The organism is Flavobacterium sp. AK-345 (assembly GCF_058310175.1).
Genome location: NZ_JBZEER010000004.1, coordinates 1 through 17,222, shown reverse-complemented (window position 1 = coordinate 17,222; position 17,222 = coordinate 1). Strand labels below are relative to the sequence as shown.

Here is a 17,222-nt window from a genome sequence, read left to right as displayed (position 1 = left end):
TGGGAAAAATGACGGATTGATTTTCATTTTATGATTGATTGATTGATTGATTGATTGATGATTTGCAATATTAGTACAATGAAAATTTTTAAAATTGTACAAATGCGAATTATTCTCTTTTTTTTGAAAGAAAATAAGAATTTGAATTGAATGTTTTTGGAGTCGTTTTCATCACATCTTTAAATTGTTTTATAAAATGTGACTGGTCAAAATATTTATTATAAAGGGCAATCTCTGTCAGGTTTAATTTTTCAAAACCAACATTGACCATTTGATCGATTGATTTTCTGAATTTCAGAATCTGAATGTATTTTTTGATTGTAAGTCCAGTTGCGGTTTTAAATTTAATTTGTAATAATCTTTGAGAGACATTTATAATGTTTCCAATTTCCGAAACCGTAATTTCTTCGTTATGAATTTTAATAATTTCACAGATTCTTTCGACAAGATTTTTGTTTGAATGTGAAGTATTTAAGCCTTCAAAATACGTATTGATTATATCGAGTAAAACTAAAATATTGCCATCTAAACCAGAATTAATTTCGTGTTTAAATGGCAATTCATTTTTATTAATCCTGATAATTGAATCGGTAAAATTGCTTAAATCATAATTAGGAAACATCGAAAGCGTCCAGGCATGCAATTGAATTATGGTGACTTTAGTTTTGGGCTGAATGTTGACCAAAACTTTATTCGTCATTTGCGAACAAAAATAGAAACCTTCGGGCATTTCATATTTTTGTTTGCTTGTATGAACTTCGATAGCATTTCCACTCACAATGGCGAGATTAAAACAGCCGTTTGGTAAAACGAGTTTGTTTTCGATCAGGCTTTCGCCGATGCTGTTATCGAGACACCAAATTTTATTGACAAATCTTTCGCAATTTTCGCTCACATAATATTCTGAATATAGGTTCATTTTGAGGTATTATGTTAGGTTTATAGACGTTTTTGATTTTAATTATATCTGCAGTTTAAGTGTGTAATTTTAATATATAAATGCATTATTCATACATTAGTTTTTGAAAAGATTTTTAATCTAATTCTACAAATTCTTTTCCTATCAATTTTTGGGATATCCTATTGTCGTCCATAGTTACTGTTACAGTAATTTCATGATTATCTTTAAAAAAATCGGATTGAAATTCGACTTGTCCAATTACTCGATATGTCATTGGTAATATTGCTTGTCTTTTTGTATTAACGACAAATTCATCACCTTTTAATGAGACTCTATACTCTTCAACATTTGTGTAATACAACTCGAAGTAATTGTTTTCAATATGAGGTCTTGGTATTAATTCTTTTGATGTGGTTTCATTTCCTGCTATCATACAATCACAATATTCTACAACTTTATGTCCTTGATTCCACGCTATAATGTCAAATTTTAACGGAATACCAGAACTCTCAATATATTTTTCAAAAAATGCTGAATTAAATCTGGGTCTGAAATATATTTTTACGAGTGATTTATTTTGACGATTTATAATGTCTTTTATTTCCCAATCATCCATAGCTATTGATTGAAAATTGTATCGCCTATAATACCTTTTATCACTTGCTTGATGAGCAGTGGTGCTTTTAGGGATTTCTAAAATATACACAACATGATTATTAGCTAAATCTCCAATTGTTATTGGTGTGATGACTACACCATGTAATCTAGGAGAAATTCGGGTATTTATTATTTGTTCTAATGTTTCTTTTGAGAAACTATTTCTGTCAACTGGATCAATTTTTTCCGGAAGATAAGTAGCGCCAGATTGAAATTCTTTTACACCGTAAATTATGATACCTCCATCAGAATTAGCAAATGAGGAAACATCTTTAGAAATCTCACTTTTTTTACCTTCGCTACTGCTAAGTGAATCAGCGGCCTTATAATCTAAATAAAGGCTTTCTTCAATTTGATCTTTGATATACTGCTCAAGTTTCTCGATTGTCCACATAATATATTAATTTGTTGTTAACTCTTTTCATTTTTCTATTCGAATCTAAAAATACCAATTATTACATGACAGTGATGGAATAAATTTTAAATAAATTCAGAAAAATATTCTTTTTTAGTATTCTCCCATTCTTCCAAAATCACGCTATAATAAACATCATCTTTACTTTTTCCTTCAGAATCCAAATAATTATTTCTAAAGATTCCTTCTTTTACAGCACCTAATTTCTCAATTGCTTTTTGAGATTTTGTGTTCTCTAAATCAGCACTAAACTGTATTCTTTTGAATTGAATATTTTCGAAACCAAAATTCAATAATTCGTATTTACAGGCTTTGTTTAAACCAGTTCCCTGAAATTGTTTTCCGTACCAGGTCCAGCCAATTTCGCATTTTTGGCTTGCATAGTTTAGATAACCATATCGCGTGCTTCCGGCAACTTTGTTGGTGGCTTTGTCGATAATTAAAAATGGATAACAAATTCCGTCTGCTTTTTGTTTTAAGGTGTTTTTGATATAGTTTTCGAAGTCATTTTCAGTTCGAACATACATTCCCATGTATTTCCAAATTTCATCATCAAAAATGATTTCTTTGAGTTCGATGTTTCTTTCGTTTTCAAATGGGAGTAATAAAACACGTTCGTTTTCTAAGATTATATTTGATTGTAATAGTTCGCTTTTCATAGGATTTTGTTTTAATTGTTTGCCACGAAGTCACAAAGGCGCAAAGTTTTTGCGCAATCTTGTCATTTCGAAATGACAATAAATGAGAAAAAAACTTTGCGTCTTTGCGCCTTTGCGAGATTATTCTTCAACGAAAATAATCCTTTTCGGATTTCTAATAAATCCATAAAAACAGGATTTTGTTATGAAAACGGGATTTGCATGCTATATAAATCATAAATATTTCCTTTATTTTTAAGGTCTTGTAGAATTATTACTTATTTTTACGATCTTATATTTAGATTTTTCTTGATGCAAACTTCACTAAAAATTGCCGTTGTAGGTTCTGGATTGGTAGGATCATTATTGGCAATTTATCTTAAAAAAGCAGGTCACACCGTTCATGTTTATGATCGTAGTCCTGATATTCGCAAAATAAATTTTTCTGGGCGTTCCATCAATCTGGCGATGTCAAATAGAGGCTGGAAAGCACTTGATGGCGTTGGCGTTGGCGACTCAGTTCGTGAAATCGCGATTCCGATGGACAAAAGGGCGATCCATCTGGTGGATAAACTCAATTTTCAGAATTACGGTCAGGAAGGTGAGTCGATCTATTCGATTTCGAGAGGAACTCTGAATAGAAAAATGATCGATCTTGCTGAACAAGCCGGAGCCGAATTTCTATTTGACCAAAAAATCTGGGACGTAACACTGAGCGATGCAACTTTGCACATTGGTGAAACCGAAAGAGGCGAGTGGGAGGAGAAGAAATACGATATGGTTTTTGGAGCCGATGGTGCTTTCTCAAGAATTCGTCACAGAATGCAGCGCCAAAGTATGTTTAATTATTCGCAGGAATTTTTGAATATGGGATATAAAGAATTGAATATTCCGGCAAATACTGATGCTACTCATAAACTGGATAAAAATTCTTTTCACATTTGGCCGCGTGGCGAATATATGCTAATTGCGCTTCCTAATCTTGACGGAAGTTTTACTTGTACTTTATTCATGCCTTTTGAAGGAGAAAATTCATTTGCATCGCTTACAGATCGAAAAATGGTGGAAGATTTCTTTACAAAAAATTTCCCCGATTCGATTGAAGTGATTCCGAAATTGGCCGAAGATTTCTTTAAAAACCCAACAAGTACTTTGGTGACCATGAAATGTTTCCCTTGGACATACGAAGATAAAATTGCCTTAATCGGAGATGCCTGTCATGCCATTGTTCCATTTTACGGACAAGGAATGAATGCCGGTTTTGAAGATATTACGGTTTTAAACGAAATGATTGAAAAATATGGTGACGATTGGAAAAAGATTTTCGCTGAATATCAAATTTCACGTAAACCAAATGCGGATGCAATTGCAGAACTTTCGTACCGTAATTTTATGGAAATGAGTACAAAAACAGCTGATGAGAAATTCTTGCTTCAAAAGAAAATCGAAAAAGCTTTTTCTGATAAATATCCTGAAAAATGGATTCCGCTGTACAGCCGTGTCACTTTTAGCGATCGCCCATACGCAGAAGCTTTGGCGATTGGTGATTTCCAAAACGGAATTATGGAAGAAATTCTAAAAATAGACAACATCGAGAATATCTGGAACACTCCGGAAATTGACAACAAGATTTTGCAGTTGTTGCAAAACGCATAATTTTTTCTACCATATAAGTTATATAAGTTCATTTAATCTTTACGCAAAGTTTTTATGTGACCTTATATAACTTATATGGTGGAAATTTTTTATTTTTTGAAGATTTTCGTTAGAACACCAAAAACACCTCTTATAAAAGTAGCACTTGTTACGACTTTTAAAACAGATTTCCCAACAACACTTGCTGTACTAGGTTCAGATTTTGATGATCTTGTCGGGGCTTGTTCTTCTTGCTCTGCCGCAGCCTGAGTTGCTTCTTCAATTTTCTTATTTAGAATTTCGTAAGCGCTTTCACGGTCAATTTCCTCACTATATTTCTTTACTAATTTAGATTTGCTGTTGATGGCTTCGATTTCATCAGAAGTCAAAACATCCATTCGGCTCATTGGTGCACGCATCATAGTAGCGACAAGCGGTGTTGGAACTCCTTTTTCATTCAAAGCTGTTACTAAAGCCTCCCCAATTCCTAAATTAGTAAGCAATTCGTCTGTTTTGTAATATTGGGATGTTGGGTAATTATCAGCTGTTTTTTTTATTGCCTGTCTGTCATTTGCAGTAAAAGCTCTAAGAGCATGTTGAATCTTTAATCCTAATTGCGCCAAAACACCACTCGGAACATCCATTGGATTTTGTGTTACGAAATAAACGCCAATTCCTTTAGAACGAATTAATTTTACGATAGTTTCAATTTGTTCTAATAATGCTTTGCTGGCTTCGTTAAAAATTAAATGTGCTTCGTCAATAAAAATAACCAATTCCGGTTGTTCAGCATCTCCCTTTTCAGGCATCTTTTGGTAAATTTCTGCCAATAAACTCAACATAAAAGTCGAGAATAATTTGGGTTTGTCCTGAATATCGGTCAAGCGGATAATGTTTACATATCCTTTTCCGTTTTCATCAATTCGCATTAAATCATCAATTTCAAAAGATAATTCACCAAAAAACAAATCTCCGCCTTGTTGCTCTAATTCGATTATTTTTCTCAAAATTGTTCCCGTTGTTGCAGTCGAAATCTTGCCATAGCTTTGTGTGATTTCGTCTTTTCCTTCTTCGGTAATATAGTTAATGACCTTTTTAATGTCTTTCAAATCCAGTAAAGGCATTTGTTTGTCATCACAATATTTAAAAATTACCGCAACAACTCCGGACTGCGTATCATTTAAATCTAAAATTCTGGAAAACAGTACAGGGCCAAACTCAGAAACCGTGGCGCGTAAGCGAACTCCGTTTTGTTTAGACAAAGACATTAATTCAACAGGAAATGCAGTTACATTATAAGGTATGTTTATTTTGGCATGACGCTCTGTAATAAAACCTTCCTCTTTTCCTTCTTTGGCTATACCACTAAAATCACCTTTTATGTCCATCATCAGGACGGGAATTCCGGCATTTGATAATTGCTCTGAAAAAACCTGAATAGTTTTAGTTTTTCCCGTTCCGGTTGCTCCGGCTATTAAACCGTGACGGTTTAAAGTTTTTAGCGGAATTTTTACGTGTGCCTCCGCAATTGGCTCGCCGTCAAGAATTGCACCCCCAAGAATGATGCTGTCACCCTTAGATAAATAACCATTGTTTATATCTTGAATGAAATTGTCTTTTTTATTCATTTTTTTGTTTGTAATTTAGATGATTATAAGAGTATTGCTTTGTTTTTTAACAATTTGATTACTTTTTTTTTAGTAAGAAAAAGCTTTTTCGGGTTAAAAATATAATAAAAAATTATTTCGCAACTTTTTAAGAAGATATCAATGGAATCTTTGAATATTTACTAAAACGTTGTAATTTTCCCAGAAATCATGCTGTTTTTTGTTTTATCGAAAACCTGAGGTTCGCAATTTAATGAGATATTTTTTAAATTGACGTTAAATTTGCTTGAATAAAATTAAAAAAAGTTTTTTTATTTAAACTAAACGTATAAATTTGCTCCTCTACAAGTTAAATATAACTAAAAAATAAAAATTATTTAAAACTATTAAAATTTAAAAAAATGGCAAACGTTAAAGTTAAAAAAGAAAGCACTTCGAATGGGGGAGGAATGATCACTGGAATCATTATTGTTGCGTGTATTTTGGTTGGGGTGTTTATTTGGAAAGTAATCATGGGAGATGCTGCTAACTTCGAAGGAGGTAATCCTGAAACAGGTCACCCGATCAATACATTAGGTCAAGTATATAAAGGAGGATTTATTGTACCTGTATTATTAGGTATGTTTTTAATGGTTGTTGTGTTTTCTATTGAAAGATTTATCGTTATTGGAAAAGCGGCTGGAAAAGCTAACTTAGACAAATTCATGAAAAGCGTTCAAGGAAGTATTAAAGAAGGTAACATCGAAGCTGCTATTGCTGCATGTGACAAACAACAAGGTTCAGTTGCAAATGCAATTAAATCTGCTTTGATTAAATATCAAGACGTTAAAAAAGAAGGTTTCAACAGTGAAGAGGCTTCAGAAGTAATCCACAAAGAAATCGAAGAGGCAACTTCATTAGAAATGCCAATGTTAGAAAAAAATATGACTATTATCTCTACTTTAGTATCATTAGGAACTTTAGGAGGATTATTAGGAACTGTATCTGGTATGATTAAAGCGTTTGGTGCATTAGCTTCTGCTGGAACTCCAGATCAGGCAGCTCTTGCAACAGGTATCTCTGAAGCACTTATCAACACTGCAACAGGTATCTCTACTTCAATCTTGGCTATCGTTTCTTACAACTTCTTTACTGCTAAAATTGACGATTTAACTTACTCTATCGATGAGGCTGGTACTACAATCGTGAATACTTACAGAAGATTCAGAGGAAGTTTGAAACAATAATTAATTTTTGAATAATTACAATTAATTATATCAAAATAAAAATAAAAGAGAATGGCTAAAATAAAAATGAAAAAAAAGTCAACATCGACAGATATGACTGCCATGTGTGATGTTGCGTTCCTTTTGCTTACGTTCTTTATTTTGACCGCTACTGCTAAAGTGCCAGAAGCACTTCCTGTTGATACACCTTCATCTACTGTACAAAGTAAATTACCAGATTCTGATTTGGCAATTATTACAATTGGTAAAGGAGCAGACGGGAAGAGCAAAGTGTTTTTTGACATCAAAGGAAGAGAGATTCGTAAAAAAACTCTTGAAGGAATGGGTGCAAAATACGGTGTGAATTTTTCAGAAGATGATAAAACTAAATTTGCGTTAATGGATGACTTTGGTGTTCCGGTAACAAATTTGAAACAAATCATCGATATGAAGGCGGCTGATAGAACAAAAGCAAATCAACCTGGAATTCCATTAGATTCTTTAGATAATCAATTAAAAGATTGGCTTTTGGTTTCAAGAAGAGCTGCGATCGATATAGATGATAAAGAATTGCAGATTGCAATAAAAGGTGATGCGAAAGAACAATATCCACAAATCAAAAAGATTATGGATATTTTACAAGATCAGAAAATCAATTCCTTTAACTTAGTTACTGGTATGAGAGGAAAAGACTTTTAATTAAAAAAGATACACTAAAATGGCTGAATTAAATACCGGCGACGGTGGCGGCGGAAAAGGTGGCAAAGTAAGAAGTAAAAAGCAGAATTCTAAAGTCGATTTAACGGCTATGGTGGATTTAGCATTCTTATTGATCACGTTCTTTATGTTGACCACATCGTTGTCAAAACCTCAATCGATGGATTTGTCTCTGCCAGATAAAGATCCAGATCCAACAGCGAAACCAACTAAGGTTGATGAGAATCGTACAATGACTGTAATGTTGGGCGCAGATAATAAAATTGTTTATTATATGGGATTACTTGAAAGTCCAATTGCTGGGCCAAAAGACATCGCTTATGGTAAAGATGGAATTCGTAGAGAATTAATATCAAGAAAGAAATCGGTTTTAGCTTATTCTACAGCATTAGGGAAACCTAAAAACGGGATAATAGTTATTATTAAACCAACTAAGAAATCAAATTATCGTAATTTGGTTGATATGTTAGATGAAATGGCTATCACCGGAGTTGAAACTTATGCTATCGTTCCTGAGTTTACACCTGAAGAAACAAAATTGGTAGATAAAAAAGAACAATAATCTTTTTTTAATACCCTAATACTCAAGAAAAATGAAATTAGATATAATTAAAAATCAGTGGCTTGATATCGTATTCGAAGGGCGTAATAAGATATATGGTGCATATGAGTTAAGAAAATCGAATCGAAGTACTACTATAAAAGCACTTATCATAGGTTCGGTTATTTTTAGCTTTGCTGTGGCAGCTCCTCTTATTGCAAGCTTATTACCAGACTCTCAAGAAGAAGATGTAAATAACGATATTAAGATTGCTACTGTAAAATTACCTCCAAAAAAAGAGGAAATTAAGCCAAACCAACCACCACCACCACCGCCACCACCAAAAGTGGATCAGGTGAAGTTTGTGAAACCGGTTGTGGCTAAAGCAAATGAAATTACTGAGGATCCACCAAAAATTGAAGAACTTAAAGATAAAAAAGTAGGTTCTGAGACTATCAAAGGAGATCCAAATGCAGTACTTACTGTAGATGAACCAGTTGGAACAGGACCTGTTTCTCAAGTGGTAGAAGAAGATAACAACGTATATAATACGGCTGGTATCGAAGTAAAACCAGATTTCCCAGGAGGAATTGAAAAATTCTACAAATTCGTAGGAAACAATTACAAGACTCCAGAAGAAGAAGGTTTAAAAGGTAAAGTTTATGTTACTTTTGTAGTTGAAAAAGACGGTTCATTAACCGACATTAAAGTTTTAAGGGATATCGGTTACGGTACAGGAGCTGAAGCAATTCGTGTTCTTAAAAAATGTCCAAAATGGACTCCCGGCGAGCAAAATGGTAAAAAAGTCAGAGTACTTTACTCTCTTCCTATTACTATTCAATCTGCAGAATAATGTTAAAAGATATGCTTAATAATATTCAGAAGAAATCGCTCAAAGAGCGATTTCTTCTTGTTTTAGGAATACTCTTTTTTTTAATATATCTTGTACTGGGTTTAATGATTATGTTCTGGAAAAAACTTCCATTAGATATGGAACCTAAATATAGATATGCTTTTGGTGGTTTACTGATTGTTTATTCGGCAATCCGTTTTTTAAGGTTAATTAATTCAAATGCAGAATAAATTATGTTGAAATATGGTAAAGTTTTCGGTTTAGTAGTTTTTGTCTTTTTGTTTGCCATGTGTAACCAAAAAAGTAAAAACGAATCGAAAGAAACAATTTTAAAGGGTTCAATTGATATTGTTACTGATGAAACGATAAAACCAATTGTAGATGACCAGGTAGCTGTTTTTGAAGGAACATACTACGATGCTAAAATTACAGTAAAACCTAAGTCAGAAGGTGAGCTTATAAATGATTTGTTAAGTCAGAAAGCTAAAGTAGTAGTAACAGCTCGTAATCTAACTAAAGAGGAATTACAAAAATTTGAAAAGAGTAAAATTAATCCAAGAGTAACTCCTTTCGCAGTTGATGCAATTGCTTTAATTTCAAACAAAAGCAATAATGATACTTTAATTGCGTTGAAGTCAGTAATAGATTTTATGCAAGGTAAATCAGATACAAGAATTAAAGGTTTAGTTTTTGATAATCCAAATTCAAGTACGGTGCGCTATATGAAGGATTTGGCAAAGGTTAAAGAAATTCCGGCAAATGGTGTTTTTTCTTTCAAAACAAATGATGAAGTTATTAAATTTGTTTCTGAGAATGACGGAATGATTGGTGTTGTTGGCGTAAATTGGTTATCACAGCCTTCTCCAAATATGGTTGACATTGTAAAGAAAATTAATGTTTTGAGCGTAAAAGGATTAAAAGATAATAACTATTATAATCCAACACAAAATGATCTTGCTGAATTAAAATATCCTTTGGCACGTGATTTGTTTATTATAAATTGTCAGGGATATTCTGGATTAGGAATGGGGTTTGCTTCATTCATCGCCGGAGATATTGGACAACGTATAGTTTTAAAATCTGGATTGCTTCCTGTTAGAACTCCCGGAAGAAAACTACAAATTAGAAGTCAAATTATAAACGATAAAGAATAAATTAATTACAATAAAGATGAATAAATTTAAAATTTTTAGTCTTGCCTTAGTTGCTTCAGCTTCTGTAGTAAAAGCGCAAGATATCAAAGAAGCTAAAAAAGCAATCGATGCAGAGCAATTTCAAAAAGCAAAATCATTGCTGAAATCAATCATTAAAGCAAAACCATCTGATGGAGAAGCTAATTTTGTTTTAGGTAATGTTTACTTAAATCAATCTATTATTGATTCTGCTAAAATTTATTACTTAAATGGATTAGAAGCATCTGAAAAGAAACACTTAAACTATATAGGTTTAGCTCAAATTGATCTTGATAATAAAAACACTGCTTCAGCTACTGCTAATTTTGGATTAGCAACAAAAGACATAAAACGTAAAGATGTAGATGAATTTATTTACATTGGTAAAGCATACATGAATTCAGTAAATCCTGATTATACAAATGCTGTTGCCTCTTTGAAAAAAGCTTTAGCTATTGAACCACAAAATGCTCAGGCGCTTTTAGCAATTGGTGATGCATATTATGGAGCAAATAATCAAAATGACGCTTACAAAGCATATCGTGATGCATTTACTGCAGATCCAACACTTTTGAGAGCTAAAATGCAATTGGGAGTTTTGTTAAAAGGAGCAAAATCTTATGAGGAAGCTATTAAATCTTTCAATGAAGTTATTGCTTTAAATGCTAATTATGGACCTGTTTACAGAGAATTAGCTGAAACATATTACAAATGGGCTAGAAATAAACCATCTACTTCTACTGTTAACTTGCAAAAAGCAATTACGAATTACGAGAAATATTTAAGCCTTACAGACTATTCTTTAGATTCAAAAATGCGTCATGCAGATTTCCTAATCTTAGTTAAAGATTATAAAAATCTTGAAGTTGTTGCAAACAAAATGATTGCTGAAGATAAAGTTAATCCAAGAATCTTTAGATATTTAGGATATGCTGCTTATGAAAATGGAAATTATGATGTAGCTATTAAATCTATTGAAGATTATATTAAAGTACCAACAAATAAAATAATCGGAAGAGATTATTTGTATTTAGGTTACGCAAAGATTAAAAAAGGAACTAATGCTGAGGGTGTTGTTGATCCTGCAGTTTTTAATGCTGGTTTAGCTGAAATTAAAAAAGGAGTTGCTATGGACCCTTTAGCTGTTGAAGAGCTTGGTGATTTTGGTAAAGAATTATTTGGTAAAAAACAATTTGCTCAGGCTGCAGCTCTTTATGAATTGAGCTCTAGTAATACAGAATCAAAAAATTACCTAACTGATAATGTGTATTATGGGATCTCTCTTTATTATGCAAATGTAAATAAAACGGCTACCGCTCCTGAAGTTATTGCTGATTTAGGTAAAGCGGATGCTGCTTTTGACAGAGTTTTGGTTGCTTCTCCTACTTATGATGAAGCTTACTTATACAAAGGCAGAATCAATAACTTGTTAGAGAAAGATGATCAAATTATCAAAAACTACGAAGAGTATATTACTAAAATAACAGCAAAAGGTGCTGAAGAATTAGCGAAACCTGCTACAGTTAAAAAAATTGTAGAAGCTTACAATAGCATTGGTGCTAGTTATGCTAATACAGATAAAGCTAAAGCGGTTGAATATTTCAATAAAACTTTAGTTTTAGATCCGGCTAATACTTACGCTCAACAATCTGTGAAAGCTTTAAAATAATTATAGTTTTCTATTAAATATAAAACCGATAGCTCGCAAGACTATCGGTTTTTTTGTTCCGTATTTAATTGACTATCTTTGCACTTTAAAATAAAATAATGTTATCAAAAGAAATACAATTAGAAGTAAATAAAGGAGCGATGTTGCCTTTGATGGAAGAATTTTATACCATTCAGGGCGAAGGTTTTCATACAGGAACCGCTGCTTACTTTATACGAATTGGAGGTTGTGACGTAGGTTGCCATTGGTGTGACGTAAAGGAAAGTTGGAATGCAGAATTACATCCGCCAACAAGTGTTGATTTAATTGTAAAGAACGCTGCAACTTATGCTGATACAGTTGTAATAACAGGAGGAGAACCATTAACATGGGATATGACTTTATTAACTCAGGAATTAAAAAATAAAAATTTAAAAGTTCATATAGAAACCTCAGGCGCTTATCCGCTTACAGGATTTTGGGATTGGATTTGTCTTTCTCCTAAAAAAAATAAATTACCAACCCAAACAGTTTATGATAATGCACACGAATTAAAAGTGATTATTTATAATAAACACGATTTTATCTTTGCAGAAGAACAAGCTGAACTTGTAAATGATGGTGCAATTTTATTTCTTCAGCCTGAGTGGAGTAAAAAAGAAGAAATGACGCCTTTAATTGTTGATTATGTAATGAACAATCCAAAATGGAGAGTTTCATTACAAACACATAAATATTTAAATATTCCATAAATGGTCTAAAACAAAAAAACTCTTCAAACGAAGAGTTTTTTTGTTTTAAGTAAATAGTATACAACAATGTATAAAATGTATAAAAAGGATACAATGTTTTTATTTCCAGTTGTTATATTTTTTTAAAGAAGTAATATGCGCTAGGTGATGATTTCCGTGCCAGGCATAAAGACCGATAATTTCTTTTATTTTATATTCTGAGTTATTTTCCGGATGAATAAATGATTTTTCAAGTTCAGTTTTGGATAAACTTTTCATTAAAAATGCCAGCCGCGCATGTAAGCCTTCCAACAAAGTCAAACTTGACTCTATTGGCATAAGTAAATTATCTGGCAAAGCCGACCAAAGATTTTCGTCATATGGTTTTATAACCGGATTATTTTCTGTTAAAGTCCATTTTATTCGAATAAAACAATTCATATGGCTTTCGGCACAATGATGGATTACTTGGCGAACTGTCCATCCACCAGGACGGTATGGAGTATTAAGCTGATCATTATTTAAATTTCCTGTTTCTTTTTTAAGCCTTTCTGGAAAAGATTTAATTTCTTCAATCTTGGCTAATATGTAATCTGATGAATACGTTTTAGGAGCAATAAATTTTCCAATCGGGTATTTTAATTTTTCTAAATTTAAATTTTCCATGAATTCGAGTATGATTTAAATTGAAAGTCTGGCCAAATAATCATAATGTTCTCCTTCTAAAACAAGTTCACATTTTAATCCATTTGCAATAGCAGCATTTTGAAGTGTGTTATAATCTAAGTACAACCAATTAAAAGGCTCTTCTTTTTCTCCTTTATAAGAAATATTAAAAACAAGTTCGCCATAATAATCATTATTTGATGGAATCCACTTTCCGCCATCTTCATCTTCGTCAAACATATATATTATATCAGAACTATCTAATAAAATTTGTCCGCCTTCATTTAAAAGTGATTTTAGTTTCGATAAGTATTTATTGCAGTTATCTAATTTTCCAAAAATGCCAACGCCATTCATCAATAGTATAATGGTATCGAATTTTTCTCCCTCAAAATCTAAAATATTCTGAACTTTGGCATTTTTTACACCTCTAAGTTTACAGGTTTCTATTGCTTTTTCAGAAATATCTATAGAAGTAACCTCTAGCTTTCGATCATTTTGTAATGACAAGCTATGGCTTCCGGCTCCGCAACCTACATCAAGTGTTTTTCCAGTTGCTAATTGTAGTGCCTTTTGCTCAATTTTTGGCATTTCATTATAAGAACGGAATAAATAATCTACACTCATTTCATCTTCTTCAGAAATTGTAGTTTCGGTAATAATATCTTCAGGCGAATTATTGGTCTGAAAATCAAACATCGCTTTTCCAAAAAGATCTTTCATGGTAATTTAGTTCAAAGTTTAAGGTTTCAAGTTTAAAGTTGTTTAATTTTGCACATCAACTTTAAATAGTAAACTTGAAACAGATTTTAAATAACTTAAATAAGTTAGCCAAAGATAAGCATATCGAAAACAAAAAGTATTTTGATAAGCTGAAAAAGAAACAACCTAAAAATTTAGATTATGTTATGCAGGATTTGCATGACGCCGAATTTAAAAAGACAGATTGTTTACAATGCGCCAATTGTTGTAAAACAACCGGGCCATTATTTACTTTGGCTGATATTGAAAGAATTTCAAAATCTTTTAGGCAAAAACCACAGCAATTTATTGATCAATATCTTCGAATAGATGAAGATAAAGATTATGTTTTAAAAAGTGTGCCCTGTACTTTTCTTGATAATGAAAACTATTGTATGATTTATGATGTTCGGCCGAAAGCGTGTAGAGAATTTCCTCATACTGACAGAAAAAAGTTTCATCAAATTGCAGATCTTACATTGAAAAATGTTGCAATTTGTCCCGCAGCATATAATATTGTTGAAGAAATGAAAAAGAAACTACCACTTTAAGAATTTAAATATTTTGTAATTGTTTTTAGTTACAATTCGTTTTTGTTTTTTTAAATGTATTTTTGAATAAGATAAACTTAACCAACTTAATAAATCAATAAGACCCTTATAAATTGAATCTGGAATATTTTATAGCAAAAAGACTTATTACTGCCAAAGATTATAAAAGCAGTATTTCGGCCCCGATCATCAAAATTGCCATTTCGGCTATTGCCATTGGTATTATAATGATGTTGGTTTCAGTTGCAACCGGAATCGGATTACAGCAAAAAATACGCGAAAAAGTTTCAGCTTTCAACGGTCAAATTATTATTTCGAATTATGATAATAATAATTCAGATGTAACATTGGTTCCAATTTCTAAAAAACAAGATTTTTATCCCAATTTTAAGTCAGTTCCAGAGGTAAGTCATATTCAGGCAATCGCAAGTAAGGCGGGAATCATTAGAACTGAAAATGCATTTGAAGGAATTATTTTCAAAGGAGTAGGAGCAGATTATGACTGGAATAATATAAAAGAATATTTAGTAGAGGGTAAATTACCGGATTTCTCTAAAAACTTAAACGAAGAAGTAATTATTTCCAAATTTCTGGCAAATCGCTTAGATTTAAAAGTTGGAGATAATTTTAATACCTTTTTTATTAAAGAAGAACAAGGCAAGATGCCCAATAGCCGTCGATTCAAAATTACGGGTATTTTTAATTCAGGATTCCAGGATTTCGATGCAACTTATATAATAGGAGATATTCGCCATATACAACGAATCAATAAATGGAATCCGGATCAGGTTGGCGCTTTTGAAGTTTTTGTAAAAGATTTTAAGAATATTAAAACAACCGGTGATCAAATTTACGAACAAACATCTTCAAGTTTAGATACAAAAACTATAGTTGAAAAATACAGTTATATATTCGATTGGTTACAGCTCTTTGATTTCAATATCATCGTTATTTTGGCGGTTATGATTTTAGTAGCCACTATAAACATGGTTGTAGCTTTATTGGTTCTTATTTTAGAACGCACACAAATGATTGGGATTCTAAAAGCATTAGGAGCTAATAATTGGGCAGTTCGCAAAATATTTTTGTACAATGCTTTCTATCTCATTATACGAGGACTCTTTTGGGGGAATGTAATAGGTATTTCTATATTACTCATTCAGCAGCAATTTGGGATTGTTCAGTTAAATCCCGAAAATTATTATGTCAACCAGGCGCCGGTTTATATAAATTGGGGGTATGTGATTTTATTGAATCTGTTGACTATTACAATTTGCTTTCTGGTATTGCTGATTCCTTCCTATATCATAACCAAGATTTCTCCAGTTAAAGCTATTCGATTCGATTAAGTATATAATTAAGAATTCACATTTATAATCCGGCAAGTTTTTTAATAACTGTCGGATTTGTTTTTTATATAAGTAGAATATTGCGTTACTATAATATATAAGTGTGATTTTGTCAGGGCGAAGTTGAAGTTCCTTTATTGAAATTAATATTAATGAGGAGCTGTTCCCGCTGTTCCTTCCAATCTTTTGTGGTGAACCCCACCACAAAAGGATTTTCCCTCCCATCGGGGCTAGGGGAGTTGTTTTCAGGAGAAGTGTTGTTTATATAAGGAGAAAGCAGAAAAAAAGACTTTGTGCTTAATGCCTTTGTTGCAAAAAGCCAAAAAAGGCATGCAAAAGGATGAAAATCCCGGAAAAGAAGCAGAAAGCAAATGTTTGTAGAGTTCTCAGAAAAGAATGTATTAGTATGTAAAGTCCATAAAAACGGTAGTTCAGGAAACAAAAGAATTGAGATAAACACAAACACTACAGAAAATTCCTAAAAACGATAAAAAATATCAAATCGTAAGTTTTGAGTTATCAGAGTGTTAAGAAAAACTTTTGCAAAAGATTGAAATTATATAAAAAAAAGGCTTGTAAATGTAAATAAAGGTGCTACTTTTGCACCCGCAACAGCGACAGACGTTCTAAGAAATACTGACAGGCATACGGATTTTGGAAAGAAAAATTTTTTCAAAAAAAGATTCAAAAAAGCTTGTGAGATTTAAAAACAGAAGTTACATTTGCACCCCGCAAAACAGGGAAAGTTCATTGACAGATTGGTAAATAAATGAGGAAAAAGGAAAGTAAAATTTCTTAAAAAAAACTTCAAAAAACATTTGCCAGTTAGAAATAAGTTTTCTACTTTTGCACCCGCTTTGAAACACAAGCGAAACAAAATTGAAACACGTTCGTAGACATATTGAATTGACAGCCGTTTTGAAAGAGATTTCAAAACAAAAGAATAAGAGTAATAGAATCGAGAGATTTGAAAAGAACCGATAGAGAGTCGTCGATAATAATTAGTCTTGATTTAATCAAGACAAACAATATACGATGAAGAGTTTGATCCTGGCTCAGGATGAACGCTAGCGGCAGGCTTAACACATGCAAGTCGAGGGGTATATTTCTTCGGAGATAGAGACCGGCGCACGGGTGCGTAACGCGTATGCAATCTACCTTTTACAGAGGGATAGCCCAGAGAAATTTGGATTAA

General features: G+C 32.3%; 17 protein-coding genes and 1 rRNA gene. 12 read left to right on the top strand and 6 right to left on the bottom strand.

From position 1 onward, the window contains the following. Window positions 1–109: 109 nt before the first annotated feature. The 3 genes from AC4FQ3_RS09215 to AC4FQ3_RS09205 form a co-directional block, all read right to left on the bottom strand. The gene (locus AC4FQ3_RS09215; RefSeq protein WP_491181658.1) at window positions 110–919 is read right to left on the bottom strand and encodes a helix-turn-helix domain-containing protein; all 810 of its coding nucleotides are present in this window, start codon (window positions 917–919) and stop codon (window positions 110–112) included. Window positions 920–1,034: 115 nt separating this feature from the next. Beyond that, window positions 1,035–1,952, bottom strand: coding sequence for an AlbA family DNA-binding domain-containing protein (locus tag AC4FQ3_RS09210; RefSeq protein ID WP_491181657.1), 918 nt, complete (start codon window positions 1,950–1,952; stop codon window positions 1,035–1,037). Between the two features lie 86 nt (window positions 1,953–2,038). Beyond that, on the bottom strand, window positions 2,039–2,632 hold the full coding sequence (locus AC4FQ3_RS09205; protein WP_491181656.1) for a GNAT family N-acetyltransferase: 594 nt from the start codon (window positions 2,630–2,632) through the stop codon (window positions 2,039–2,041). A 291-nt stretch (window positions 2,633–2,923) separates the two neighbouring features. On the opposite strand from AC4FQ3_RS09205, the gene AC4FQ3_RS09200 reads away from it, so the two are divergent. Continuing rightward, a complete protein-coding gene (locus AC4FQ3_RS09200) occupies window positions 2,924–4,267 on the top strand; it encodes an FAD-dependent oxidoreductase (protein WP_491181655.1) in 1,344 nt (447 codons plus the stop codon). An 89-nt stretch (window positions 4,268–4,356) separates the two neighbouring features. Here AC4FQ3_RS09200 and AC4FQ3_RS09195 read toward each other — a convergent pair whose 3' ends face one another. Further along, on the bottom strand, window positions 4,357–5,874 hold the full coding sequence (locus AC4FQ3_RS09195) for a helicase HerA-like domain-containing protein (RefSeq protein ID WP_491181654.1): 1,518 nt from the start codon (window positions 5,872–5,874) through the stop codon (window positions 4,357–4,359). Window positions 5,875–6,254: 380 nt separating this feature from the next. Here AC4FQ3_RS09195 and AC4FQ3_RS09190 point away from each other — a divergent pair, with 380 nt between their 5' ends. The 8 genes from AC4FQ3_RS09190 (at window position 6,255) to AC4FQ3_RS09155 (ending at window position 12,741) form a co-directional block, all read left to right on the top strand. After that, window positions 6,255–7,079: a MotA/TolQ/ExbB proton channel family protein gene (locus AC4FQ3_RS09190; RefSeq protein ID WP_042563690.1), complete on the top strand. Its 825-nt coding sequence runs from the start codon at window positions 6,255–6,257 to the stop codon at window positions 7,077–7,079. Window positions 7,080–7,130: 51 nt separating this feature from the next. Beyond that, window positions 7,131–7,757 carry an ExbD/TolR family protein gene (locus tag AC4FQ3_RS09185; RefSeq protein ID WP_302093702.1) on the top strand — a complete coding sequence of 209 codons (627 nt, stop codon included), beginning with the start codon at window positions 7,131–7,133 and terminating at the stop codon, window positions 7,755–7,757. Window positions 7,758–7,776: 19 nt separating this feature from the next. After that, window positions 7,777–8,337, top strand: coding sequence for an ExbD/TolR family protein (locus AC4FQ3_RS09180; RefSeq protein WP_302093701.1), 561 nt, complete (start codon window positions 7,777–7,779; stop codon window positions 8,335–8,337). Window positions 8,338–8,368: 31 nt separating this feature from the next. Further along, on the top strand, window positions 8,369–9,169 hold the full coding sequence (locus AC4FQ3_RS09175; protein ID WP_302093700.1) for an energy transducer TonB: 801 nt from the start codon (window positions 8,369–8,371) through the stop codon (window positions 9,167–9,169). Further along, window positions 9,169–9,399 (top strand): hypothetical protein, encoded by a 231-nt coding sequence (locus tag AC4FQ3_RS09170; protein WP_026983456.1) that lies wholly within the window; start codon window positions 9,169–9,171, stop codon window positions 9,397–9,399. The genes AC4FQ3_RS09175 and AC4FQ3_RS09170 overlap by 1 nt, the downstream gene beginning before the upstream one ends. Before the next feature lie 3 nt (window positions 9,400–9,402). Then, window positions 9,403–10,323, top strand: a complete 921-nt coding sequence (locus AC4FQ3_RS09165) for a PstS family phosphate ABC transporter substrate-binding protein (protein ID WP_042563694.1) — start codon at window positions 9,403–9,405, stop codon at window positions 10,321–10,323. Between the two features lie 16 nt (window positions 10,324–10,339). Further along, entirely contained in the window at window positions 10,340–12,010 is a 1,671-nt protein-coding gene (locus AC4FQ3_RS09160) for a tetratricopeptide repeat protein (RefSeq protein WP_491181653.1), read from the top strand. Window positions 12,011–12,108: 98 nt separating this feature from the next. Then, window positions 12,109–12,741 carry a 7-carboxy-7-deazaguanine synthase QueE gene (locus AC4FQ3_RS09155; protein WP_042563696.1) on the top strand — a complete coding sequence of 211 codons (633 nt, stop codon included), beginning with the start codon at window positions 12,109–12,111 and terminating at the stop codon, window positions 12,739–12,741. 99 nt (window positions 12,742–12,840) lie between these two features. Here the strand turns inward: AC4FQ3_RS09155 and AC4FQ3_RS09150 are convergent, their stop codons facing one another. Together AC4FQ3_RS09150 and AC4FQ3_RS09145 are read right to left on the bottom strand one after the other, a co-directional pair. Then, window positions 12,841–13,386, bottom strand: a complete 546-nt coding sequence (locus AC4FQ3_RS09150; protein WP_491181652.1) for a YfiT family bacillithiol transferase — start codon at window positions 13,384–13,386, stop codon at window positions 12,841–12,843. A gap of 15 nt (window positions 13,387–13,401) precedes the next feature. Then, complete coding sequence (locus AC4FQ3_RS09145; RefSeq protein ID WP_491181651.1) at window positions 13,402–14,109, bottom strand: class I SAM-dependent methyltransferase; 708 nt, start codon at window positions 14,107–14,109, stop codon at window positions 13,402–13,404. A 74-nt stretch (window positions 14,110–14,183) separates the two neighbouring features. Here AC4FQ3_RS09145 and AC4FQ3_RS09140 point away from each other — a divergent pair, with 74 nt between their 5' ends. The 3 genes from AC4FQ3_RS09140 to AC4FQ3_RS09130 form a co-directional block, all read left to right on the top strand. Beyond that, window positions 14,184–14,678: a YkgJ family cysteine cluster protein gene (locus tag AC4FQ3_RS09140; protein WP_031455300.1), complete on the top strand. Its 495-nt coding sequence runs from the start codon at window positions 14,184–14,186 to the stop codon at window positions 14,676–14,678. A 113-nt stretch (window positions 14,679–14,791) separates the two neighbouring features. Continuing rightward, window positions 14,792–16,027, top strand: coding sequence for an ABC transporter permease (locus tag AC4FQ3_RS09135; RefSeq protein ID WP_491181650.1), 1,236 nt, complete (start codon window positions 14,792–14,794; stop codon window positions 16,025–16,027). Between the two features lie 1,032 nt (window positions 16,028–17,059). Beyond that, a 16S ribosomal RNA gene (locus AC4FQ3_RS09130) occupies window positions 17,060–17,222 on the top strand; the annotation flags it as partial.